Raw genomic sequence first — 23,539 nt, 5'->3', positions numbered from 1 at the left:
TTACCACGTGCCAGGATTCGCCGGTTAGGTAGCCGAGCCGCGCTGAGTGCGGACCGTCCCCCAGCTGCACTAACGGACTGAACCCACCAAGCCTTGTCGAGTCCCTGCCCGCTCGACCATCCGCCCGCGCCGCATTCGCGCAGCACTGCTGCATTCAAGGGGTCGTAAGATCGACGTGGCCGCGAAAGACGGGAACACAAGTTCCGCCAACGCCCGCGCGAATGCCGTCTCCTGTTCGCCATGCCCGCACAGACAGGCGGCTCGGTCGGCCCATCTCGACCCCCTGCAGCGTTTCGAAGGCAATCTCGTCCCCGCCGCCGATACGGAGGAGCAGCGCCGCGAGCGCGGCGTTGGCGCTGCCCGTTGCCGGATCCTCCCATGTGCCAGCCATCGGAGCGAACATGCGGGCCCGCACATCGTCACCCGAGCGGGCGTAGAGAAATATCGAAAGCCTGTCGGAACTCAGGCCGCTGGCGGCATAGGCACGCCGATACGCGTCCAGCCTCGGCGAGGCGCGACCGAGCGCCGCCGGCGTTACTTCAACGAGTACGAAGTCAATGCCAACGCCCGCGATCGTCGGCGGATGGCTCGTCAACACCAAGTCGGCGACCTCTAGGCCGAGACATTCCGCGATCGCGGCTGGTGAAAGCTCCCCGAAGGTCTCAAGAGTGCGAGGCGCAACGATTGACGCCCCGTTTGCCACGCCAGCCGCGTCGCGCTGGAGCTCCACCTCCACGAGGCCGGCCATCTCCTCGAACCGCAGAACGGGGCCGTCAGCGCGTCCCAGCTGAGCGAGGACGACGGCCGTGCCGACGTTGGGATGCCCGGCGAATGGCATCTCGGAGGTGCGGTTGAAGATGCGCACCCTCGCTGCGGCGGAGGGCGTCTCCGGCGGGAGGACGAAGGAAGTTTCGCTCAGGTTCATCTCCGCCGAGAGACTTTGCATCTCCGCGCTGGTCAGGCCTGCGGCGTCCGGAAAGACGGCGAGCGGGTTGCCGCCGAACTGCCGATCGGTGAACACGTCCACCGTCAGATACTCGTAACGCCTCATCTACACCTCCGTCGCCGGCGAGAACGCGTGGCAACCACGCAGCCTTTGGGTAGAGATCGTGATCTAACCATACAAGTCATTGTGGCGGGTGGGTCACGTTAGGCGTCACCCCAGCTAAGCCAAGCTAATCAGATCTTGGGGAGCGCGAGTGCTGACCGCCGACGAACTCAGTTTCCGGATACTGCCCGCCGCACTGAATGCCGCTGCGGGCGCGTCGCCAACTGGCCAGCTTTTGGGCCGGTTTCGGACAGGCAGCTTTCGGAATTAGCCGTTGAGAAGCGGTCGTTACCCGAGATCGCCTATACCGGGACGGCCGCCGTCCTTTAGCTCGGCGAGAAAAGAGCGCACCTTACACAGTAGCCGACTTTGATGGACGGCCTGAGCGGCCTTCCTTCGAGATTGAGACGGGACGCCGGGAACCTCACTCTACATCAGGTGCAGCCCTCCATCCACGTCGAGCACAATTCCCGTCACAAACGCGTTCCCGATGAGAAAAGCGATCCCGTCGGCTACTTCCTCTGGGCGACCGGCACGACGCAGCGGCGCACGGCCGCTCTGCTGCTCAAAGGACTCGCGCGGCTTGTCTGCCCACCATGGCGTGTCAATGACGCCGGGCGACACGGCGTTTACGCGACGGGGCGCCAGTTCCCGTGCGAGCGTCGGCACCATGCGCTCGAGCGCGCCGTTGATGGCTGCAAGCCCTGACGTGCCGGGATTGGCAATGCGGGAAGAGGCCGCAGTGACAAATGTGATCGACCCGTCGGTGCTCAGAAATGGCAGCGCTGCCTGGGCGGAGTTCCAATGCGCCCAAAACTTGGCGTCGAACGCTTGTCTTAGAAGGTCTCCATCAACGTCGGCGAACGACCCGCCACCGCGACCCCCGGATGCAGCGATAACCAGATGATCGAAGGGGCCGACCCGATTAAACAGCGCGTCCATAACAGCGCGGTCGCCGCTGTCGCCCACCTCGCTGCGCGCATCTCCCCCGATCGCCGCAAGCGCGTTCGTTAGCCGCGTGGGATCGCGCCCGACGACGGTAAGCATTGCGCCCTGTTTTGCCAAACGCTGGGCGGCGGCGAGGCCGATCCCGGAAGTGCCGCCGATAATGATGACGTGAGGACGGCTAACGGCCATATCGAGCTCCAGGAACATTCAGCGCGGAAGGGAAAAGACCTAGATCAAGAGCGGCGAGCAGGGATGAACGTCCCATTCTCAGCTCTATCCACGACCCATGTGGCATGCGCATCAGCCAGCACGGAGAGCGGGTACCGCCAGTTCGAATTCGTATCGCCAAACCTCAAGTAGGACGTCTCCGTCGGCAGTTGGCAGAACGCTGGTCATCGTTCCGACGCGACGCCACCGATTTTTCTCGTAGAACCGCGCTGCGTGCTCGTTACCGATTGCACAGGCGAGCCATGCTCGTGGCACTTTCTCGAGACGTAGCCGGTCAAGCGCGTGCGACATCAGCGCTGGCGCCACGTTTGTACCTCGCGCGGACGAAGATACGTAGAATTGGTAGAGTTCGTCACGCTTGAGCATCACGAAGCCCGCCACCACGCCGTCCACCTCGGCGACGCTCGTGTTTGACAGCGCGCTCAGTGCCCGGTCAGCGAAGCTCGCCAAGGTACGTGCTTTGCGGAGCGCGGTGGGAAGCAACTCGGAATGCGCATCTTGCCAACCGTCGAACCATATTTCGGCGAGACGTTGGACATCATCGCGAATTGCCGCTCTGATTTCTACCACAGGCGGGCTCAGCGCTCGAGCAAAGGGTTCGGGTTACGGGCCTCGAGGCCGCCGCTGCCGTAGGGCCGCGTGATAACCTCAAGCAGGTGGCCGTTGGGGTCGTCGAAGTATAGCCCGCGTCCGTCGTCCCAATGGTTGATCTGCAGCGGATCTTTGTGAAACGGGTCTGACCAGTACGGAACGGCGTTCACGACCAGTCGGTCGAAGATCTCGTCGAACTCGTGCTCGGAGACCAGAAACGCAAAGTGCCGGGAAGCGATCGGCTCGTCCGTCTCGATGAGATCTAGCGAGGTCGCTCCGGCCTGAACGACAGTGAAATGGCCCAAGCGACGATGCGGTGCCAAGCCCAATATCGTTTCGAGGAACTCGGCAGTCACCGAGGCATCTTTTGCATGCACGATAGTATGGTTCAGACTGAGCGTCATCCGGATCCCCTTATTTTCACCCGCGAGGTATTTGCGGTCGCACCTGGCACATCCGCTACTATGGCCGCGCGTTGCTTCGTCCGGGGTCGCGTCGCGTGGACTAAAACGATCTCATCCATTGCCGCGCCTATGCGACAGCAGCGACAGTCGGGAGCGCAAACCCGCCTGAACCGCCGGCCATTCATCGTCGATGATCGAGAAATACACAGAGTCCCGCCAGGTCCCGTCGGGCAGGATACGATGTTTCCGATGCACACCTTCCTCTACGGCACCGAGCTTCGTTATCGCCGCCCGCGATCGCGCATTGCGGACGTCGGTTTTAAGCTGCACCCGAACGACGCCGTTCGAGAATGCGTGATCGAGCAGCAAGTGTTTGGCTGCAGGGTTTATCATCGTCCCCTGCACACTCGGGGAATACCATGTTCCGCCGATTTCAACCGCGCGATCAACCTCGCGATATTCAAGATAACAGCTTTGTCCGACGATCTGATCGTCCGGCGCTATCACCGCAAATGGTAACCAGGAGCCATCCTGGCGCAGGCCCAACATGGCGTCAAAATACGCATCGAAGCCTTGGTGGATATTGAACGGCTGGAGCGTCCAAATAGCGCTCTCAGGCCCCGCAATGCGCATGCGTTCGCGGTGCTGCTCATCAAGCGGCTCAAGCGTAAGATGCGGACTTTGAAGTGTTATAGCTGGCAGCATATCATTTCCGTCGGAGGCCAATGGACATCGCAGGTAGCGAGGAATTTACTCGTCGAAGGGTGCTGCGACGAGCGCGTCCACAGACGATGGCGCGGAATATCCTTCGACAAACCGGACGCCGAAGTCGGCTACCCATGTACCATAGGTCGAAGTGGGGTGCGTTGTCGCCAAGCAGCACAAGCATGCTGAAAACCGGCGCTTCATCTCGAGCCGGGGATATGCGTTGACTATGGCGTCGACATTCTCTTGACCGATACGATCGAGGCCAACTCCGCCATAGTCTGCTGCGACCCCCGCGTTCACCAGAGCGACCTCCGCCTGCTTGTGGCGGGCGATAGACCCGGTGGAATGCAGCGCGATGCAGTCCCAAACCAATTGGCGCCGATGACGGCACATCGTCGGGTCCTCGGCAGACAGGATTTCCAGCGCAGCGTCGGCGCCGTTGACCTCGAAGCGATGCGGCCCTGGGTGGTCGGCGCTCAATCCTAGATCATGCAATAGCGCGCCAAGCGCCAAAAGTTCTCCATCGTGCATAATCCCCGCGTCTCGGGCGATGTGCGTCGCAAAGAGCCATGAGCGAACCACGTGGTTGAACATCCAAGGTTCCGACGCGCGACGCGCCTGATCCAGCGCGACCTCAAACAGCCTGCCGCTGGGTAAACCAGTCCCACTCAGGCTGGCCAATGCGACCAACTCGCCCGATTCCGCTGACGTGCGCCCGCGCCCGTCGTCCTCAACAGCGTTCAACATATCGATGGTGCCGCACCGCACGTGTCTCCGGATAGCACTGGCATTGCCCTCAAGACGCGAGTGTCAGTGCCGTAGGCGACCGACGAGTCGAGCCAGCCGAGCAGGTCAGCCGTTTGGACGACGGTCGCAAATTCGCCGTCGAGATCACCCAGCGCATTGCTGTGAACCTCGTCAGCGGTGCGCATACGCCCGGACGCTAACCTGGAGTTAAATGCAGCGGTCGCATCAGAAGCAACAATGGTTTCGAAACCGAGGTTTCCAGCCATCCGTACGCTAGTCGAAACACAGTGGTTGGTCGTAAGGCCAACAATAACCAACGTCCCGATGCCACCGTCCTTCAAGTCTCGCTCAAGAGCGGTGCCGATGAAGGCACTGTTCACGTGTTTGAGATAGATCGGCTCGTCGGGAGCGGGTATCGCCTCAGGCTTCGGCGCGTGGCCTGGCCCGTCAGGCCTGAACGCGCCGTCAGAGGCCAAGCTCGCATGATGCACGTGGCGCACTGGGCGCCCAGTGCGTCGCCATCCCGCTAGCAGTCTGGCGATATTCGCCTCCGCCCCAGGGTTGTTGCGCGGCCCCCAGGTTTCGATGTCGAAGCCCTTCTGGACATCGATCACGATAAGGGCGGCGTTTGACGCCAACATTCCAAAAACCTCGCATGGTACACTTGCTTCCCACGCTGCATGCCACACGAATCTTCTGGCGCAAAAGACATAGATGCCTCAAAAAGCGCCATGACCCATGTTGTCGGTTTTTATTTGCACCCCGGCTATCAACTGCTGGATCTGGCCGGACCACTTGATGCGCTGGCTGCGGCCAACGAAGCCGCCAACGCGCCGCTATATGGGTTCAGCTTCTTGTCGTGCGCAGGTGGCATAATCACTGGAAACGCGGGAACCAGTGTCGAGACCACACGAGCGCATCTCTCGACATGTGGCACGCTCATGGTAGTCGGCGGCGATCGCAAGCGCATGCTTGCTGCTGCGGACGTCTCCGCCGTTACCGATCTCGCACTCAACACTAAGCGTGTTTCAGGTGTGTGCAACGGTGCGTTTCTGCTCGCTGCTACCGGACTGCTCGATATGCGGCGCGCCACGACGCACTGGGCGTGCGCTCTTGCCCTGCAGCGGGCATACCCGTCGATCACGGTTCAGGCCGACAAGATTTTCGTAGTGGACGGCCCGATATGGACATCGGCCGGGATCACGGCTGGCATCGACATGACGTTGGCGATGATCGAGACTGATCATGGGATCGAGCTTGCGCGCGCGGTCGCACGGGCGCTCGTCGTATATCACCGCCGACCCGGCGGCCAGTCGCAGTTCTCGGCGCTGTCACAGCTTGAACCGACATCCGACCGCATTCGGCTGGTACTGGCGTACGCTCGTGAACATTTGTCGGACGATCTGTCGGTCGAACGGCTGGCGCGCGCGGCGTGCCTAAGCCCGCGGCAGTTCGGAAGGGTCTTCCAGAAAGAAACTGGCGAAACGCCAGCCAGAGCGGTGGAGCGGCTGCGAGTGGAAGCTGCGCGGCTTCGTCTGGAGAGCAGTGCGGACCCCGTACAAATAATCGCGCGCGCAACGGGCTTTAACGATCCCGAACGCATGCGTCGCGCGTTCGTAAAATTATACGGCCAATCGCCCCAGGCCATACGGCGGCTCGGCATGATGCCGACCTATGCATACATGTAGGCCACCCATACGATTTTGTGGTCCCCACGGGCGGCCGACTGGTGCAGCCATAGGAAGAACCCGCGGCTCGAAAGAGAGAACGATTGTGTCCGTCGATATAACAGAGCCTGCTCGCGGGAGGGCGATTTTATACCTGGTGTCGTTCGCGATGCTGATCGTTTCGCTTGATCAGTACATTGTCGTCGTCGCGTTGCCCGAGATCGCGGGCGATTTGGGCTACACGCCGCAAACACTCCAGTCGGTCGTCAGCGCCTACGCGATCGCATCCAGTGGTTTCTTGCTGTTCGGCGGGCGCGCGTCTGATCTGCTCGGCCGAAGGCGTGTTCTAATCTTCGGTTTGCTCTTATATCTGGCCGCGTCGCTTGGCGGTGGCTTGGCGTCGAGTCCGGTCGAGCAGCTTGCAGCGCGCGCTATACAGGGACTAGGCGGCGCCCTGGTCTTCCCCAGTACACTTGCACTGATCAACGTGCGATTTTCCGAAGGTCAGGAGCGCAATCGCGCACTGGGAGTATGGGCTGGGGCCGGCGCCGCGGGCCTCGTGATCGGCGTCCTTCTTGGCGGCGCTCTGACGAGCGCGTTCGGATGGCGATCGGTTTTCTTGGTCAATGTTCCGCTGGCTGGAATCGCCATCGCGGCAGCATTCGCGTTTATCGAGGTCGATGGACCCATCGAGAAATCAAGATCGTTCGACCTTCCCGGAGCATTCGCCGTTACGGCTGCAATCACGCTGTTGGTCCTTGCCTTGGTGGAAGGCCCAAACCTCGGTTGGTTCTCGCCGTGGACGGTGACAAGCCTGATTGCTGGCGGAGCTCTGGGTCTTGCATTCGCCTATATCGAGGGCCGGAGCGCGGAGCCGCTATTGCCGCTACCCATGCTCAGGAACGGGTGGCTACGTCTATCGCTCGTCGTGGCTACCCTGTTCATGGCGACGTTTGGTGCGCTTCTCTATTTTCTCTCGCTCTTTTTCCAGACTGTTTTGCGTTACGACGCCCTGCAAACGGGTTTTGCTTTTCTGCTGCCGACCGCGGTGGTTGTCGCATCGTCGGCATATTCTGGGAGCTTTGTCTCACGCTTCGGCGTTCGGACTACGATGATCGGTGCGCTGTCTATTGGCGCTGCTGGAGCCATTGCGCTCGGACTGACGCTCAAGGCGGACGCGCATTTCGCAGCGCTCGTGCCCGGTCTGATCGCGGTCAGTATCGGTGATGGCGCGATGTTCACGGCAATCTTCATCGCGGCCGCAACTGGCGTGCCCGATCGGCAACAAGGGGTGGCTTCGGGTATCGTTTCAACCGGGCAGGGCATCGGTGCGTCTGTGGGACTCGCGCTATTGGTTCTCGTCGCCAATACCGATGCGCCCGAGCTTGTCGGCGAGAACCTTCGGGTAACGGCAGCTGAGGGAATCGCCCGGTCCGCCTACGCAATCGCTGGCGGCATCCTTCTTACGCTTGTCCTGGTGCTCATCCTGCGACCGAAAACAAATGAGTAACAGCCAGGTGAGGCACCCGTCCTTCGGTAGGATGATCAAAGGCTCTCGAAACGGTGCCGATCGTGCGAAATCCGATGGTCTCAAGAGGGCGATGGCCGCTCGATTTAACTCCACAACGGCGTTGAACTGAATGGCCGCAAACCCGTGACAGCACGCCCACCCAACAATATGCGCACAAAGTTCGGCGCCAATCCCCCGACTTCGAAATCGCTCTGCAACAATGAAACTCGCTGTCGCGACATGCGCGCGAGGGCTCGGCCGATTTGCGCCCCAACCCCGAAGACCCCTCCTGCGACGAAGGCAAGGATCCGCGACGCGAAAGTTCAAGGTCGGCGGAATCGACTATGACAATGTCGTCCTGGCGCGCCAAGTCTGACTGTTTCACGTAATGACGCCTGGTTAGGAAAAGCTGGCTTGTTCGCCGCGGCAGGTGATCGTCCACCGCGGTCGATCCCTGGGCACGTCGGAGGGGAAAGGCAGTCGTCGGGGCAGGCCGGCGCGTCTGGGCGATGGCTGGACATCCGGCCTTTTAGGAATCCTGATCCGCGAAAACCTCAATGACATGAACCGGACCAGCGAGCCGCAGCCCACTCCGCAAGAAGCACTCGCAGTGCGGACGGATTCCCACATATTGCGGACTAACGCTCCGAATGCTGGCGGCCCATGTCGGAGTCGGTCGCCGCTCCAGAATTGTGCGTGGATTTACGACAAAGATGTGGGAACTTGCTGCGTCGTTGCGAGATTGTCGTCCGCTTTCAATCCTGCAGCGTGAATTGCTGCAATCACACAATCCTCATCGACGTCCGGCGTATCCCCAGACGCCCCGACGGCACCGACGAGTTCACCCCCCTCGCTGAATACGAGACATCCGCCGGCGGCTGGCACAAGACCCTGCAGGTGCATCGATCCCAACGAGGCAATAAACGCCGGACGTTCGAGCGCAATCTCGGCAATGCGTCGCGAGGACATACGAAGGCCGAGTGCGCCTGCGGCCTTTCCCGCTGCTATCGGCACCCTCAAACTGGATGCGCCGTCCTGACGGGCGCACAGTACGACATGGCCGCCAGAATCGAGCACTGCAATGGCCAATGGCCGTGCCTCGCGCATCCTTGCGTTAGCGAAAGCCGCATCAATGATCGTCGCCGCTTCAGAATACGTGATCGTGCTCACGACGCGTAGGCCGGGCGAAATCGTGTGCAGCTCGATCCGGTCATCGGCCGGAACCCTGTGACAGGGCAGTCTCCAGGCTCGTTGCGATCTCGTCGATCGCGTCTCGTCCAGCGGCGATCGTCTTGCCCATGTTGACGAATCCGTGAATCGTGCCAACGTAGCGGTGCAATTTAGTCGGTACCCCCGCCGATTTGAGCAAGCCGGCATAATCCTCACCATCGTCGCGCATGATGTCAAATTCGGGGACTATAATCAGAGCAGGTGGGAGCTTATCAAAACGCTTCGCGAGGATGGGCTGAACCCGCGGGTCGCGGAGTTGGGCCGCATCCTCGACGTATTGCGCATAAATCCAGGCCAATTCCGTTCGACTAAAGAAATAGCCTTGGGCGTACTGATCGACCGAACGACTATTCCCGCGCGTGCCGACGGCGGGGTAGATCAGCACTTGCAGCCGTAATCTGGGTCCGCCTTGGTCTCTCGCCATCTGCGAAATGACCGCTGTCATGTACCCACCCGCAGAATCTCCCGCGACCGCCATTCGGGATACATCCACTCCGAGCGCTGACCCGTGAGCGTGAACCCACAACAATGCGGCATAACTGTCATTCACGCCTTGCGGGAAACGGTGCTCGGGCGCGAGCCGATAGTCGACCGACACAATTGCGGCGCCCGCCTTGCTGCTGATCAACTGAAGCATCGAGTCGTACGTGTCGGTGCTGTTTGTCATCATGCCGCCCCCGTGAAAGTAGACGACCACCGGGAGGTCGGCCGTCTCTTTTCCGATCGGCCGAAAAATGCTGATAGGTATCGGGCCGTTCGGCCCTGGGATCATGCGCCGCTCTCGGCTTGCGACCTTTGGGTCGGGCAAGCTGAACTGCGCGAAGAACGCGTCAAAGCTCTCACGCAGCTGTTTGGGTGGAATCGTCCAGGGAGGCGGCCCCCCCCTTGCGGCAATCCGCTCGAGAACCTCGCGCGATCCGCCGTCGAGAGCAGCTTGCGTGAAAGGGACTAGCTCGGCGCGAGGCGTCGCCCCGCTGACCGGATTCAGCTTGGTAGCCGATTGCCCGAAAGCAATGCTCGAACAGACGACGCCGAGCAACAGCAGCAAGTTTGGAATGCGCATGCGAAGCTCCTCGAGATGAAACAGTCGCTCGAGACGATATTGGGGAATCCGATGCGCGCGCCCGTTCGAAAGTGTTGCTTCGCGACGCCATACTTAATGGCGGCGAGGTCACTCCGATCGTGGTGCACGGTACGTCAACTAACAGAGGAGTCCGAGGTGATCGACCCAATTGCGCTGACAAAATCGCTGCTCGCGTTCGACACTACCAACCCTCCCGGTCGCGAGGGAGAATGCGGGCGTTTCCTGGCTCGCGAACTCGAGGCGCTTGGGTTTGCCATAGAAACGCAGTCCTTTGGCGAAGATCGGTTGAATATCGTTGCGCGGTTGGCCGGAAGTGACGCGGCCGCCGCCCAACTCGTGCTCACGGGTCACATCGACACGGTGCCACTCGGCGATACGCAATGGTCCGTCGATCCATTTGCCGGCGAGATGCATGAAGGTCGGCTCTACGGTCGCGGCGTCACCGACATGAAAGCCGGCGTGGCAGCGATGGTCGCCGCGGCAAGTCGGTTTCTGGGACCGCGGCGGCCGCCGAGTGGACTGACGCTCATCTTCACGAGCGGGGAAGAGACGGGTTGCGCGGGAGCGCTCGCGTTTGCCGAAGAGAAGCTAACCGCTCTGGGAAAGGCGAGCGCGCTTCTTGTCGGCGAACCGACGGGCAACAGGATCTCCACCGCTCACAAAGGGTGCGTCGCTTTGCGTGCGAAGGCCCGTGGCGTGACTGCACATTCGTCGATGCCGGAGATGGGCCGGAATGCCGTGGTCGCCGCGGCCGGTGCGCTGCTGCGTGTGTCGGAATACGTGCCCTCAGGACTTGACCCATTGCTGGGCAGCCCGAGTTTGAACATCGGCATGTTCCACGGGGGGATGAACTACAACTCGGTTCCCGATTCAGCGGAGTTCACGGTCGATGTCCGGACGGTACCCGGAATGGCGCACGACGATGTGGAAGCGGCGTTAGCAGCAATCCTTGGGGAAGAGATTGACCGGGCGCGGTTCGTCGATATGCCCCCTGTAACGACTGACCCGCAGAGCGAGTTCGCCTTGACTGTCGCCGACGCGGTACGTTCTGTGATGGGGGAGGCAGCGGACCTCACGCCACTAGGCACGCCTTTCTTTTCGGACGCCTCGGTCTTTCAGCCACGGCTGCGCTGCCCGACGATTATCCTAGGCCCTGGCGAGCCTTCGCTTGCGCATCAGACGGACGAGTGGTGCTACGAATCCAACATTCGGGCGGCCGCCGATATATATACGGCGATCATCGACCGGTGGCGGCCGGGGTGCCCAGAGCAAACCTAGAACATTCCATTTGAATTGGCGCTTTTCGCGGGGACGTCTTGGATCACGTCCCAATGCTCGACCATCAAGCCATTCTCGAAGCGGAAAATCTCCACGATCGCCCTTCCGCGCGGCACATCCGAACCGTAGCGGTAGTGGCAATGCGCCCAGACCTCGTCGCCCTCCGCGATCACGCGTTTAACCTCAACCCCATAATCATCGAACTGCACGTCGAACTGTTCAACGAGACTCATCAGGCCGTCGAACCCATCCGGCACGACGGCGCTGTGCTGGATGTACTTGGCAGGATTGATCAGTTCCGCCATCCGCGCGCGTTTCTCCGCCGGAGAGCGACCCGGCGTGAAAGCGACCTTCAACAAATCCACGACAGCGCGCTTGTTATCTTCGATGCTCATTGGCGACATCCCCGGAATGCGTTGCGGCTTCGGACGTCGCTCCGCGACGGCCGAGTGACCTCGTAGAACGCGCGAGTTCCATTCGACCCATCCAAAGGTGTGGTGATGCTCGATCAGTTCGGGCGCATCGCGGACGGGTAATGGGTTGCAGGAGCGTCGCGATGATCAAGGTTACCATTCTATATCCGCGCGAGAAGGACAGCTGGTTCGACTTCGACTATTACCTCGGCACGCACATGCCGCTGTCGATTGAGCGATTGGGGTCGGCAATGGCGCGGATCGTAGTCGAGAGGGTGACGACCCCCGGCGTTCCATATCCGGAACCCAATCTCCACGCGATTTGCAGCTTCGAGTGCGAATCACGCGCGGTGTTCGAGACAGCCTTTTTTCCACACATGGAGTTCCTGCAGGGCGACACGCCAAACTACACCAACAGCCAGCAGATCGTACTCTTGAACGAGATAGAGATCGATCATTCGGCGGGGCAACCACATGCGTGACTGTCGACAGCATTACATAGACGGTCAATGGGTGGATCCGATCTCATCGGAGCCGCGAATCCTGGCGCTTATCGACCCAGTGACAGAGACGGCTAGCGGCTCGCTCGCGCTTGGCAGCGCGGAAGACGTCGATCGGGCGGTGCGGGCCGCAAGGCTTGCCTTTCCGGCGTGGTCTCGCACGAGCGCCTCCGAGCGGGCGGACCTGCTGCAGTCGCTCCTTGAGGAATATCGTCGACGCTACAATGACGTCGCAGACGCGATCACAGCCGAGATGGGCGCGCCCGGTGGTCTGGCGCGCGGTGCACAGGCCGGCATCGGAATCTCGCACCTCGAAGCCGCTATCGATGCCTTGGGCAGCTACTCGTTCGAGGAAGTTCGCGGCAGCACCAAGGTCGTTCGCGAGCCGATCGGGGTCTGCGGACTGATCACCCCCTGGAACTGGCCAATCAACCAGATCGTATGCAAGGTAGCGCCGGCATTGGCGTGTGGTTGCACGATGGTGCTCAAGCCGTCGGAGATCGCACCCTATTCGGCGGTGATATGGGCCGAAATCTGCGCGGCGGCGGGCGTGCCGCGTGGCGTGTTCAATCTCGTCGCGGGAGATGGGCCCATCGTGGGCACAGCGATCGCGGCGCATCCGGATATCGATATGGTCAGCTTCACCGGGTCCACTCGTGCCGGCATCGAGGTTGCTCGCGCCGCGGCGCTTACCGTCAAGCGGGTCCACCAAGAGCTCGGCGGTAAATCGGCGCACATCGTACTCGACGACGAGAGATTCGAAGAAGGCGTCCGCTGGGGCGTTGCTGCGATCGGGCTCAACGCGGGTCAAAACTGCAACGCACCGACGCGCATGCTCGTCCCCCGAATCCGACTAGACGATGCGGCAACAATCGCGGCGCAGGTGGCGGACGAACTGACGGTCGGGGCGCCCGCGCTCAACCCCGACATCGGCCCGGTCGTCAGCGAGACGCACTGGCGCCGCATTCAGGAGTTGTTGGAGGTCGGCATCAAGGAAGGCGCCACGATCGCAGCCGGGGGCCTCGGTCGTCCGCCCTTGCTGGGTTCAGGCTATTTCGTCAGGCCGACCATCTTTCGCGACGTCGATAACTCGATGCGCATCGCGCAAGAGGAGGTATTCGGTCCGGTGCTCGTCATCATCGCCTATGACGATTTGGAAGACGCGGTCCTCATCGCCAACGATTCTCCTTACGGCCTCGCGGCGTATGTCTCCGGCGCTGATCAGCGTCAGCTGCGGTGCCTTGCGTCGCAACTCAGGGCTGGTCAGATCGTAATAAACGGCGCCGCCCCCGACTTCGCGGCGCCTTTCGGCGGCTACAAGCGGTCCGGCAACGGTCGCGAGTGGGGCTGCCATGCGTTCGCCGAGTTCCTGGAGACCAAAGCGATGCTGGGGTTCATAGCCAAAAGCTGAATCTTATCGGTCGCTCTCCATACTTTCATACGGTGATAGGCCCCTTCCAACCGCCCATGGATTACTCAGGACCGGCAAAAACAATCTTCAAGCCGCGTCCTCAATGAACCGGTAGGGGAGGTTGATGATGCGACGCGACTATGGCCAATTCGTGTTGGCGGCGGCTTCGATTGCCGCCTTTGCAACTCCAGCGCAGGCGCAGACCGCGGCGTCAGGTCCGGCGGCCGAGGATAGCAACCAGCTTACCGACATCGTGGTGACCGCGCAGAAGCGGAAGCAGAGCGTAAACGACGTTCCGATCTCCATCACGGCTATCGACGGCGATAAACTCTCCGAACAGGGCGTCAGGCGATCGGAGGATCTTGCTAGGGTCGTGCCTGGCCTGTCCTTCACCGAAACGCAGTTCGACGCGCCGATCTTCACCTTGCGCGGTGTCGGGTATAACGAGAACAGCCTCGCGGCGAGCCCGACGGTCAGCGTCTACGTCGACGAGGTGCCCCTTCCCTACCCGGTCATGTCGCGTGGCGGGACGCTCGATCTGGAGCGGGTCGAGGTTTTGAAAGGGCCGCAGGGCACGCTGTTCGGCCAGAATTCCACGGGCGGGGCAATCAACTATGTCGCCGCGAAACCGACCGCGGACATCCATGCGGGTGGCGAGGCGAGTTTCGGCCGCTTTGCGACGTTCGACGGCAACGCGTTCGTCAGCGGCCCGGTCTCGGACACCCTGCGCGCGCGGTTGGCGATCAGCACGACGCAGAGTGGCAACTGGCAGCGAAGCACCACCCGGAACGACGGGTACGGCGCGCAGAATCTCGTCACGGGTCGGTTGCTGCTAGACTGGCGGCCAAGCTCCAACCTGAAGTTCGAGATCAACCTCAACGGCTGGAAAGATCGATCGGACAGTGCGGCCGCGCAGCTCGTCGGCCTCTTCTCGGCAAATGGCGGACCGCTGCCCCCTTCGATCACATCCGCACCGATCGTCCTGGCGCCGCGCGCGGCTGACTGGACGCCGGGCCTGCCGCTTCGCCGCGACAATGACTTCTATCAGGCATCGCTGCGAGGCGATTGGTCGATCTCCAACAGTGTCACGCTGACATCGATAACCGCGTATGAGCGCTTTCGGCGCGACTCGCTGATGGACGCCGACGGTCTCCAAGCGACGGATCTCCACCTGGGTCTCGGCGGCCGGATCAACTCCTTCTCGCAGGAAGTGCGCCTGGGGGGGACCGGATCACGGCTCAACTGGATCCTCGGCGGCAACTATCAGCGGGACAGCGTCCGGGACCTCCAGACCATCTTCCTGCAGGATTCACCAGCGTCCTTCATCGGACCGCTGCAGTTTCGCAGCATCATCAACGATGCCGATAACCAGCTGAGAACTTGGGCCGCATTCGGAAATGCCGAATTGACCGTGCTCCCCGGATTGTCGGTCCAGCTAGGCGCACGCTACACCAAATCGTCAATCGACTACCGCGCTTGCACCAAGGACACGGGCGCGGACGACATAGCGGCGATCATCCGGTTCGTGCAGGGCCTCGTCGGGGCGCCGCCGACTGCGGCCGCAGGCCAATGCGTGACCCTGTTGCCGAACTTCTCAACCGGACTGGTCTCGAACTCACTCGATCAGGACAATCTATCCTGGCGCGCGGGCGTCAACTACAAGCCCACGTCCGGAACGCTCCTCTACGCGAACGTCAGCAGAGGTTTCAAGGCCGGTAGCTTTCCAACGCTATCCGCTCAATCCTCGACACAGCTCGATCCCGTCACCCAGGAACAGTTGATGGCCTATGAGGTGGGTTTCAAGGTGCCATTGTTCGGCCGCTCCCTCCGATTGAACGGAGCCGCATTCTACTACGACTACAAGGACAAGCAGCTTTCTGGCCGCATCCAAACCCTGTTCGGTCAGCTCCAGAACCTGGTCAACATTCCGAGATCCAGCGTGAAGGGGGCCGAGCTGCAGCTTTCCTGGCTCCCGATTCGAGGACTGAACGTGAGCGGCGCGGGCACCTATCTCGATACGAGGATCCGCCGCAATCCGGACGGAACGTCGTTCCAGAACTTCGACCAGTTCGGCAACATCGTATCCTTAAGCGGGAATGCGTTTCCCTATTCGCCGAAATGGCAACTGAGCGGCGATATCCAGTATGACTGGCACCTCACCTCGAGCATGGGGGCCTTCGTCGGCATCGCCGCCAACTACAGAAGCGCGACAAAGGGCGCGCTCGAAGACGACGCGCGATTGGTCATCGGCGCGTATACGCTCGTCGACTTGCGGGCCGGCGTGAAGGGCGCTGGCGATCGCTGGAGCCTATCGCTCTACGGCCGCAACGTGTTCAACCAATATTATTGGAACAACGTGCTCCATATCCAAGACACGATCGTGCGCTACACGGGCCGACCGGCGGAATACGGCCTCTCGGTCGGCTTCCGTTACTAAAATGCCAGGCGGGGAGGAACCGCTCGCGCTGCTAGGATTATCGGGTAGTCTGCGCGTTGCGTCGTCGAACCGCAATCTACTCGATGCGGCGTCGATGCTGGCGCCTGCGCAGACCGTCGTAACGGTGTTCGACGGTCTGCGGGGCCTGCCCCATTTCGATGCCGACCTCGACGACGAGGAGAGGCTGCCGGCCAGCGCCGCAGCGTGGCGGCAGCAAGTCCGCGAATGTGATGGCCTGATCATCTCCTGTCCAGAATATGCAGGAGGCTTGCCGGGCGCGTTCAAGAACGCCCTGGATTGGCTGGTCGGCGAGCCGGGCTTCCAGGCGAAGCCGGTTGCAATCCTGAACGCATCTCCGCGGTCGGTTCTCGCGCAGGAGAGCTTGCGGATCGTCCTTCGCACAATGTCAGCGGATATCGTCGATGCAGCGGCTGTCACGATCCCTATCCTCGGAACCGCGCTAGATGCGCCCGCGATCACGGCGAATCAGACGTTCAGCGGCGCACTATCGAGGGCGCTCGCGGCGTTCGCCGAGCACATCAGAATGAGGAACGCCGACCATACTTTCTAGCGGACGGGGCGGGTGCGCACGGGGGCATGCTCACTCGGGCAATGAGAGGACGTACCTTTGACCGATAATCATGACGACCATGCGGGGATCGCGGACCGGTCGATGCTCGATGCCCAGACGATCGCGATCCTGGCGCGACTAGAGGAATCCCCGTTCCTGGATCCCGCGATGACACCGTTAGAGATGCGCGCGGCGTTCGATGCGTTTTACTCCGGTCTTCCCATTCCATCGGGCCCGATCGCGAGCGCGGACGACATGATGATCGACGGTCCAGCGGGACCACTCGCGCTCCGGATATACACTCCGGAGGGGCGCCCAGGCGCGGCCCGCCCGCTCGTCGCCTTCTATCATGGCGGCGGGGCGATGATGGGCGGGATTGAATCCTACGACGGGGTCTGTCGACGCCTCTGCGCCCAGTCGGGTGCGATCATTGCCGCCACGACCTATCGCCTGGCGCCCGAACACAAGTTTCCCGCAGCGACCGATGACGCCTGGGCGACCTTGAACTGGATCGCCGACAATGCGTTGGCGCTGGGCGCCGACCCGGATAAGCTGGTCATCATGGGGGAGTCCGGCGGCGGCGGTCTGGCGGCGGGCTGCGCGATCAGGGCGCGGGACAGCGGCGGGCCGCAGATCACGCTCCAGATACTGGTAAATCCAGCGCTCGGGACATTGGGTGCGTCCCGTTCGATGAAGCGATATTCCCGGGGCTTCTTCTTTGAGCCAGAGGCGCTCGATTGGATCTACAGCCAGTATCTGGGCGACCCGAACGACCTCTCCGACCCCCTGGTCTCCCCGATCCTGGTGCCGGATGTGGCGGACCTGCCCACCACGTTTCTCGTCATCGCCGGTCATGACATCCTGCGCGACGACATAGTGGGTTTTGCCGAGCGGCTCTCCGCGGCCGGTGTCGCAGTCGCAACGCGTTGCTATGATACGACGATCCACGGCTTCACCGTCATGGCCGGCGCGATCGATGCGGGACTCAACGCGCTTGACGCTTGCGCCGAGCGCATAAGAGCCCTGTGATAGCGGGTTGAGCGGCGCCTCGCGGGCAGAAGGTAGAAATCACCGCAGTCGTGCGTTCAGTGTTCGGGTTAACTCGGGACGGGCTGTCCACCGAGTGAAAGCTCTTCGAGTATCGGTATGATCGCCTCCCCATGGGCAGGATCGAACCGGACGATCAATCGACCGTCCGCCTCGTCCACGCGCCAGCCCGGCGGCGGCACAGACCGGTCGCCGAGGAGGACGCTCAAAACACGTTGCGCCGCGCGCCGACGCAATTCGGGCTTGTAGATTTTGCCCGCGCCGGTGATGGGCATGAAATCCACGACCTCGATGTATTTCGGCACCGCGGGAGGTTCGATATCGACTCGGAATTGAACTTCCAGTTCGCCGAGGTCCAAGGACATCGCAGGCTTGAGCTGCACGTACAGATATGGAATCTCGCCGGCGTAGGCATCCGGCGCCCCGACTGCGGCGGCCGCTTCCACGGCGGGATGCCGCAGCGCGATCTCCTCGATCAGCGCGGCATCGATGTTGTGGCCGCCACGGATAATGACATCCTTTGCCCGACCGGTGAGGAACAAGTTTCCTCCGGCGTCCATAGCGCCGTTGTCGCCGGTTATCAGCCAACTGCCAGGGTTGAACAGCGTCTCGTTGAGGCCACCATCCGTGTAGCCCGGGCCGATCGTCGAGCCGCTCGCCAGGATGTGCCCCTGGTCTCCGACTGGGACCTGCGAGGTTGCATCGGCCGGATCCCTGACGACCCGTATTTCGACGCCAGGGGCCGGCAGACCCACGCAACCGAACGGATAGACCTCTCCCGCAATGCGCGAGGTCAGGAAACCGGCGGTCTCGGTCATTCCGTACACCGCGACCAAGTCGATGTCCCAGCGACGCGAGAGCTCCCGTTCTACCGCCACTGCGAGTGGCGCCCCGCCAACCAGGATGACCCGCAGCGCGGGCGGCCGATCTTCGGGCATGGTAGCGACGGCACCGGCGATTATGGTAGGGACCCCGGCGATGGCGGTGACCCCATGGTGTTCAACCATTGACCAGAAATGGTCCCTGAACCCGGGCGAGCGGCCCCCGGAGGCCGTCGGTAGAAGTTGACAGGACCCACTTAGGATGGAGGCGAGTCCGACGCAGATCGCCCCGGCGACGTGGAAGAGCGGCAATGGGTTCAGGACGACGTCGCCTTCGCCAAGGCCGACACGGCTCGCGCAGGTCAGCGACGCGACCAGCTGATTTTGCTCTCGATGCAGCGCCAGCTTCGGAAGCCCGGTGGTCCCGCCGGTATGGAATGCGGCGACGGCGCGGCCAAGCTCCTGCGGCTGCCCTACTCGGTCATGATCGCGATAGTCGTCGATGTTGCCGAAGAGAGCGTTGTCGCCTTGGTCCAGCGTGAAGACATGACGAAGGATTCCTCGGTGGGCCGCAAGCGCGGCAGCTCTAGCTTCCGCGTCCTGCACAATCAGGATTGAAGCGCCTGCGCTTCTGAGAAGATGGCCGACATGCTGATCCGGTAGCAGCGGGTTGATGGGTACCGCGATGCCTGCAATCTCAGCCGCCAGGAAAGCCGCCTGACCCTTCGGCGTGTTCGGAACGACGAGCGCCACGATCGGGTCATTAGCGAGTGTTGCGAACCGACCGACCGCATGTGCTACATGCCGGTAGAGGTCGGCAAAGGTCATCTCCTCCACCGGCATGGCATCCGCCACGTGAGAAAGCAGCCGTAACGCGGGTCGATCGCCAGTGGCAGTGGCGCGCGCGCGAAGGCGCTCAAACAGGCCGGGCCGGCCGAGTGGATCAGCCGACGGCACGGTCAAGCAATCCTGCCCGTGCTTGTCGGTACTCGCGGCTAAAGCGCTCGACGAGCGCTCGCGCGGGAACGACCGCGTCGATCGGCGCGACACCCTGCCCGCATCCCCAGATGTCCCGCCACGCCTTTGTCGACGTGCTGCCGAAGTCCATCGCATTGGGATCGCTGCGAGGCAAATCGTCGGGATCGTATCCGGCCGCGACGATCGAAGATCGTAAATAGTTTCCATGCACACCGGTGAAGAGATCGGAATAGACGATATCCTTCGCTCTCGCATCAACGACACCTTGCTTGTGGACATCGCTCGCGCGCGCCTCGGCGGTGGCAATGAACGCCGAACCGATGTAAGCGAAATCAGCTCCCATCGCCTGCGCGGCGAGGATCGCACCGCCGCTGGCGATGGCGCCCGAAAGGGCCACGGGCCCGTCGAACCATAGGCGAATCTCCTGCATCAAGGCGAAGGGCGACAGCCGGCCAGCATGTCCACCGGCGCCGGTGGCAACAGGTATAAGGCCCGTCGCGCCCTTCTCAATCGCCTTCCGAGCAAACCTGTCATCGATCACGTCATGAAGCGTCACTCCCCCATAGGAAGCGACCTCGCGGTTCAAATCTTCCCGCGCGCCGAGCGACGTGATTACGATGGGAACCTTGTGTTTCGTGCAGAGCATGATGTCCTGTTCGAGGCGATCGTTCGAGCGGTGCACGATCTGGTTGACCGCGAACGGTGCAGATGGCTGATCAGGATTTCGAGTGTCCCATGCCGCGAGCGCTTCACCTATCTCCGCCAACCATTCGTCGAGCTGGCTGGCGGGACGCGCGTTCAAGGCAGGAAACGATCCGATGATCCCGGCCGTGCACTGCGCGATCACGAGGGCGGGACTCGAAATGATGAAAAGCGGTGCGGCGATTACGGGGAGCCTGAGAGGCCGCGCAAGGGGTCCGTCGGGTAGCATCGTGCTTCTCCGAGATGAGATTGCGGTTGCATGGATCGGCGCCGAATTGTCGCAAGTGCCGACCAGTCATTGGTCGTCCGCGCTGCTACGCGGCACCTGGCCTAAATGGGCCGTTGAAAAGTATGGCCGCACAGCGAGCCCGTTGGTGGCCATACTTTCGTGGGGGTCGGCGCCTCGCGTCCATGCTATCGTGGCGGCAAGGTGGACACGTGAGCAAGATCGTCAGCTTAAAGATTGCGGATCGGATCAAAGCGCCGGAAGCGAGATCTGCTTTCCGTGGGATGTCGCGACCGAGACTGACCGGGATCCTCAATAATGCTGATGCACCCCGCGCGACGCTGCTGCATGCGCCGGCGGGATACGGTAAGTCTTTCCTGCTTCAGCAGATCAAAGATGAGCAAGCGGCCGCAGGGATACAATGCCGGGGGATCACGCTGGGCGAGCACGATCGGGATAGCGGGCGTCTCGAAGCGTGGCTGAGCACTGCCTTTGGCCCGTCAAGCGGATCGGCCGACACGCCTCTGATTGCGCTGGTCGATGGGTTAGAGCGCGTCGGTGGGCACCTTGGCGAAAGAACCATACTGCGTCTGATAGAGACCCTGCCACCCAACACGCGTCTGCTTGTCGCGTCGCGAACGTATCCCTCCCGCGGGACAGCGCGCTTGAGGCTTGGTGCGCACCTTGCGCTCATAGAGGCCGAGGACTTGTGCTTCTCCGCCGCAGAATTACGCGAATGGCTTGAAACAAACGACCTGCACTTTACCTCCTCTGAGATCGCGGAGTTCATGAGGTTAACCAACGGTTGGCCAGCCGCCGTCGGAATGGCGACGATAGCGCTTACAGCTTCGCCAACCAAATCTGCCGACTTCATGGCCGGCGACATCGCGGCTTGGCCGTTGCTCCAGACCTATGTTGCTGAGGAAATACTTGCGCCTCTTCCGAGCGAAGTGCGCGAGTTCGCGCTCGAAGCTGCATCCCTCGTCCGATTTTCCGCGGAACTAGCGGCGACCGTCACCGGAAGGGCGAACGCTCTGGATCTGACCGCCCAACTCGAACGCTCCGGCATCGTTGTGAGAGAATCGAATGAGCATGCGACACGGGGCTGGCTGCGCTACCAGCCTCTGGTAGCGCAGTGCATGGAGCAGGAACTAGCTCATAAAAACCCGACCCGTTGGGCGGAGCTGCACCACGCAGCCATGGTGCATCACAAAGCGGAAGGCCGGCTCAGCGACGCAATACGCCATGCCTTTGCCGCCGCAGATCCAATCGCGGCCTCCGACTTGCTAGATGCCGCAAGCCGCGAGCGTCGCCGGCTCGGTCGAGCAAGTGCCGACCCCGAATGGTCGCGGAGGCTTCCGGACGAAGGTTTCGACCGCAATCCCAGCCTCCACGTAGATGCGGCGTGCTCCCTTGCGTCGCGCTTCGAACTGGAAGCGGCCCGGTCACATCTGGCGACGGCGCGACGGCATTTTCAGGATTTGGAACCGGCAGTTCGCGACGATCTGTACGCCGTTGACGGAATGATCGCACTTTATGGAGATCGGCCGGAGCAATGTCTGGAGACTGCGGAGCGCGGCTTGAGGGAGTGTCACGACGCTTCGCCCTATACGCTGGGTACCCTCCGTTCGATAGCCGCCATCGGATGGATTTCCCGCTCCTCACTTGATAACGGGCGGCGAATGGCTCTCGAAGCCATCGCCGACAACAAGCGCGCCGGCAGTTCGTTCGGCGCTGCGATCGCTCAGGCGCTGGTTGGTCTAACCGACATGATAGGTGGCGGCTGCACCACCGCTCTCGAGACGTGGGCACTGGCCGAGCGAATGATGCAGGGCGAAAAGACCGAGAAAGCGGCGTCAAAGATCGCCTTCGCCTACGTTCCCGCGGCACTCTATGAATCTAATCGGATCGGCGAAGCGGAGGACTACATAGAGCGGTGCCTCAGCGGTCCGATGGAAATCGTGCTTCCAGACATGCTGACCTCATTCATGATCACCGAGGTCCGGTTGGCCTCGTTGAGCAGCAACCCGGTCAGAATAGAGCGCGCGCTTGGACAGGGCGACCGCATCGCCGCCCAAATGGGCTGGCCTAGGCTCGGTGCCGCTATGGCGTGGGAACGTCTGCGAATAGCGGTTCTCGCGGGGGACGGACAGAAGGCAACGCGCCTCCACACCGACATCGTCGGGCAGAAGTTGTTTGAGGAGCCAGCGGGCATAATCACTCACGCGTTGGAAACAGAAGCGAACCTCGTTGGGGAACTAAGATTCCGCACCTATTTCGCCCTCGACCCAAGTATTGTGTCGCGCGCATCTGCGGCCGCTGCAAAAGCATTGGCTTCAAATCGTATGATCCGTGTAATCAAGTTGCTCACGATTGAGGCCATCTGCCGCGACGCGCTTGGGGACAGGTCGGCGGCCATCCGAACAATGCGGCGCGCAGTGCTACACGCCGCGCCCGGCGGGATTGTCCGGTCGATAGCTGACGAAGGGCCGAGAGCGCTTGCCTTGGTGAAAGCAGTCGCGGCAACCACGGCCCTAGATGAGGTACCAAGATCCTATCTCGACGCGCTGTGCGCAGAGGACCCGATGGCGCTGCCGCGGCTTGCCGAAACCCCTGTACAGATAGAGGCGCTGTCAGATCGCGAGCGCGAGATCTTGCGCTTGGTGTTCGATGGACACAGCAATGCGCAAGTCGCCCGCAATGCGAGCTTGTCTGAAAATACCGTAAAATGGCATTTGCAGAATATCTATTCCAAGCTGGGCGTGGGCAACAGGACGAGTGCGGTGGCGGTCGCCCGCAGCCTGGGACTGTTTCGTTAGCAGAATTAGCCCACTCTTTCTGATCGGAGGCGGCGACTGGCGAGGTGACGGCGGTATCGCGCCCCGCCTCAGTCGCCCCGCGGCCTGCGCATATTTCATTGGTTTGAGAAAAAGCGCCCTCGGCTCACTCGTGGCGAGAAGCCGCCAGACCCCAGCGGCCCGATCTTCCGG

The 23,539-nt window shown here is 61.8% G+C and carries 21 protein-coding genes and 1 pseudogene; 9 read left to right on the top strand and 13 right to left on the bottom strand.

The window, feature by feature from the left end; all coding sequences use genetic code 11:
• Positions 1 to 154: 154 nt before the first annotated feature.
• From ACVWZA_RS03455 to ACVWZA_RS03425, 7 genes are all read right to left on the bottom strand, one after another.
• On the bottom strand, positions 155 to 1,051 hold the full coding sequence (locus tag ACVWZA_RS03455) for a PhzF family phenazine biosynthesis protein (protein ID WP_457309745.1): 897 nt from the start codon (positions 1,049 to 1,051) through the stop codon (positions 155 to 157).
• Between the two features lie 426 nt (positions 1,052 to 1,477).
• Complete coding sequence (locus ACVWZA_RS03450; RefSeq protein ID WP_457309744.1) at positions 1,478 to 2,203, bottom strand: SDR family oxidoreductase; 726 nt, start codon at positions 2,201 to 2,203, stop codon at positions 1,478 to 1,480.
• A 93-nt stretch (positions 2,204 to 2,296) separates the two neighbouring features.
• The gene (locus ACVWZA_RS03445) at positions 2,297 to 2,794 is read right to left on the bottom strand and encodes an N-acetyltransferase family protein (RefSeq protein ID WP_457309743.1); all 498 of its coding nucleotides are present in this window, start codon (positions 2,792 to 2,794) and stop codon (positions 2,297 to 2,299) included.
• Between the two features lie 8 nt (positions 2,795 to 2,802).
• Complete coding sequence (locus tag ACVWZA_RS03440; RefSeq protein WP_457309742.1) at positions 2,803 to 3,219, bottom strand: VOC family protein; 417 nt, start codon at positions 3,217 to 3,219, stop codon at positions 2,803 to 2,805.
• A gap of 111 nt (positions 3,220 to 3,330) precedes the next feature.
• A complete protein-coding gene (locus ACVWZA_RS03435) occupies positions 3,331 to 3,924 on the bottom strand; it encodes a GNAT family N-acetyltransferase (protein ID WP_457309741.1) in 594 nt (197 codons plus the stop codon).
• A gap of 45 nt (positions 3,925 to 3,969) precedes the next feature.
• Positions 3,970 to 4,674: an HD domain-containing protein gene (locus ACVWZA_RS03430; RefSeq protein ID WP_457309740.1), complete on the bottom strand. Its 705-nt coding sequence runs from the start codon at positions 4,672 to 4,674 to the stop codon at positions 3,970 to 3,972.
• Complete coding sequence (locus ACVWZA_RS03425) at positions 4,668 to 5,288, bottom strand: cysteine hydrolase family protein (RefSeq protein WP_457309739.1); 621 nt, start codon at positions 5,286 to 5,288, stop codon at positions 4,668 to 4,670. Before ACVWZA_RS03425 ends, ACVWZA_RS03430 begins: the two co-directional genes overlap by 7 nt.
• 66 nt (positions 5,289 to 5,354) lie before the next feature.
• Here ACVWZA_RS03425 and ACVWZA_RS03420 point away from each other — a divergent pair, with 66 nt between their 5' ends.
• Both ACVWZA_RS03420 and ACVWZA_RS03415 read left to right on the top strand, forming a co-directional pair.
• Positions 5,355 to 6,362, top strand: a complete 1,008-nt coding sequence (locus ACVWZA_RS03420; RefSeq protein WP_457309738.1) for a GlxA family transcriptional regulator — start codon at positions 5,355 to 5,357, stop codon at positions 6,360 to 6,362.
• Positions 6,363 to 6,447: 85 nt separating this feature from the next.
• Positions 6,448 to 7,851, top strand: coding sequence for an MFS transporter (locus ACVWZA_RS03415; protein WP_457309737.1), 1,404 nt, complete (start codon positions 6,448 to 6,450; stop codon positions 7,849 to 7,851).
• Positions 7,852 to 7,941: 90 nt separating this feature from the next.
• Here the strand turns inward: ACVWZA_RS03415 and ACVWZA_RS03410 are convergent.
• From ACVWZA_RS03410 to ACVWZA_RS03400, 3 genes and pseudogenes are all read right to left on the bottom strand, one after another.
• Positions 7,942 to 8,178: pseudogene (locus tag ACVWZA_RS03410) on the bottom strand (GNAT family N-acetyltransferase); the annotation flags it as partial.
• 375 nt (positions 8,179 to 8,553) lie between these two features.
• Positions 8,554 to 9,021, bottom strand: coding sequence for a GlcG/HbpS family heme-binding protein (locus ACVWZA_RS03405; protein WP_457309736.1), 468 nt, complete (start codon positions 9,019 to 9,021; stop codon positions 8,554 to 8,556).
• A 40-nt stretch (positions 9,022 to 9,061) separates the two neighbouring features.
• The gene (locus tag ACVWZA_RS03400) at positions 9,062 to 10,144 is read right to left on the bottom strand and encodes an alpha/beta hydrolase fold domain-containing protein (RefSeq protein WP_457309735.1); all 1,083 of its coding nucleotides are present in this window, start codon (positions 10,142 to 10,144) and stop codon (positions 9,062 to 9,064) included.
• Between the two features lie 156 nt (positions 10,145 to 10,300).
• Here ACVWZA_RS03400 and ACVWZA_RS03395 point away from each other — a divergent pair, with 156 nt between their 5' ends.
• Positions 10,301 to 11,443 carry a M20 family metallopeptidase gene (locus ACVWZA_RS03395; RefSeq protein ID WP_457309734.1) on the top strand — a complete coding sequence of 381 codons (1,143 nt, stop codon included), beginning with the start codon at positions 10,301 to 10,303 and terminating at the stop codon, positions 11,441 to 11,443.
• On the opposite strand, the gene ACVWZA_RS03390 is transcribed toward ACVWZA_RS03395, so the two are convergent.
• Positions 11,440 to 11,838: a nuclear transport factor 2 family protein gene (locus tag ACVWZA_RS03390; RefSeq protein ID WP_457309733.1), complete on the bottom strand. Its 399-nt coding sequence runs from the start codon at positions 11,836 to 11,838 to the stop codon at positions 11,440 to 11,442. The two genes, ACVWZA_RS03395 and ACVWZA_RS03390, sit on opposite strands and share 4 nt — an antisense overlap.
• A 161-nt stretch (positions 11,839 to 11,999) precedes the next feature.
• Between ACVWZA_RS03390 and ACVWZA_RS03385 the strand changes: the two genes are divergently transcribed.
• The 5 genes from ACVWZA_RS03385 (at position 12,000) to ACVWZA_RS03365 (ending at position 17,804) form a co-directional block, all read left to right on the top strand.
• Positions 12,000 to 12,338 (top strand): EthD family reductase, encoded by a 339-nt coding sequence (locus ACVWZA_RS03385; protein ID WP_457309732.1) that lies wholly within the window; start codon positions 12,000 to 12,002, stop codon positions 12,336 to 12,338.
• Positions 12,339 to 12,369: 31 nt separating this feature from the next.
• Positions 12,370 to 13,767 carry an aldehyde dehydrogenase family protein gene (locus tag ACVWZA_RS03380; RefSeq protein ID WP_457309731.1) on the top strand — a complete coding sequence of 466 codons (1,398 nt, stop codon included), beginning with the start codon at positions 12,370 to 12,372 and terminating at the stop codon, positions 13,765 to 13,767.
• Positions 13,768 to 13,891: 124 nt separating this feature from the next.
• On the top strand, positions 13,892 to 16,204 hold the full coding sequence (locus ACVWZA_RS03375; RefSeq protein WP_457309730.1) for a TonB-dependent receptor: 2,313 nt from the start codon (positions 13,892 to 13,894) through the stop codon (positions 16,202 to 16,204).
• Position 16,205: 1 nt separating this feature from the next.
• The gene (locus ACVWZA_RS03370; protein ID WP_457309729.1) at positions 16,206 to 16,775 is read left to right on the top strand and encodes an NADPH-dependent FMN reductase; all 570 of its coding nucleotides are present in this window, start codon (positions 16,206 to 16,208) and stop codon (positions 16,773 to 16,775) included.
• A gap of 57 nt (positions 16,776 to 16,832) precedes the next feature.
• A complete protein-coding gene (locus ACVWZA_RS03365; protein ID WP_457309728.1) occupies positions 16,833 to 17,804 on the top strand; it encodes an alpha/beta hydrolase in 972 nt (323 codons plus the stop codon).
• A gap of 68 nt (positions 17,805 to 17,872) precedes the next feature.
• Here the strand turns inward: ACVWZA_RS03365 and ACVWZA_RS03360 are convergent, their stop codons facing one another.
• Together ACVWZA_RS03360 and ACVWZA_RS03355 are read right to left on the bottom strand one after the other, a co-directional pair.
• Entirely contained in the window at positions 17,873 to 19,600 is a 1,728-nt protein-coding gene (locus ACVWZA_RS03360) for an AMP-binding protein (protein ID WP_457310057.1), read from the bottom strand.
• A complete protein-coding gene (locus ACVWZA_RS03355) occupies positions 19,587 to 20,552 on the bottom strand; it encodes an NAD(P)H-dependent flavin oxidoreductase (RefSeq protein WP_457309727.1) in 966 nt (321 codons plus the stop codon). The genes ACVWZA_RS03360 and ACVWZA_RS03355 overlap by 14 nt, the downstream gene beginning before the upstream one ends.
• A gap of 209 nt (positions 20,553 to 20,761) precedes the next feature.
• Between ACVWZA_RS03355 and ACVWZA_RS03350 the strand changes: the two genes are divergently transcribed.
• A complete protein-coding gene (locus ACVWZA_RS03350) occupies positions 20,762 to 23,368 on the top strand; it encodes a LuxR C-terminal-related transcriptional regulator (protein WP_457309726.1) in 2,607 nt (868 codons plus the stop codon).
• The last annotated feature ends 171 nt before the right edge of the window (positions 23,369 to 23,539 follow it).

The organism is Sphingomonas sp. UYAg733 (genome assembly GCF_054057355.1).
The sequence above is the reverse complement of the archived record's forward strand: the minus strand, read 5'-3'. Positions and strand labels throughout refer to the sequence as shown.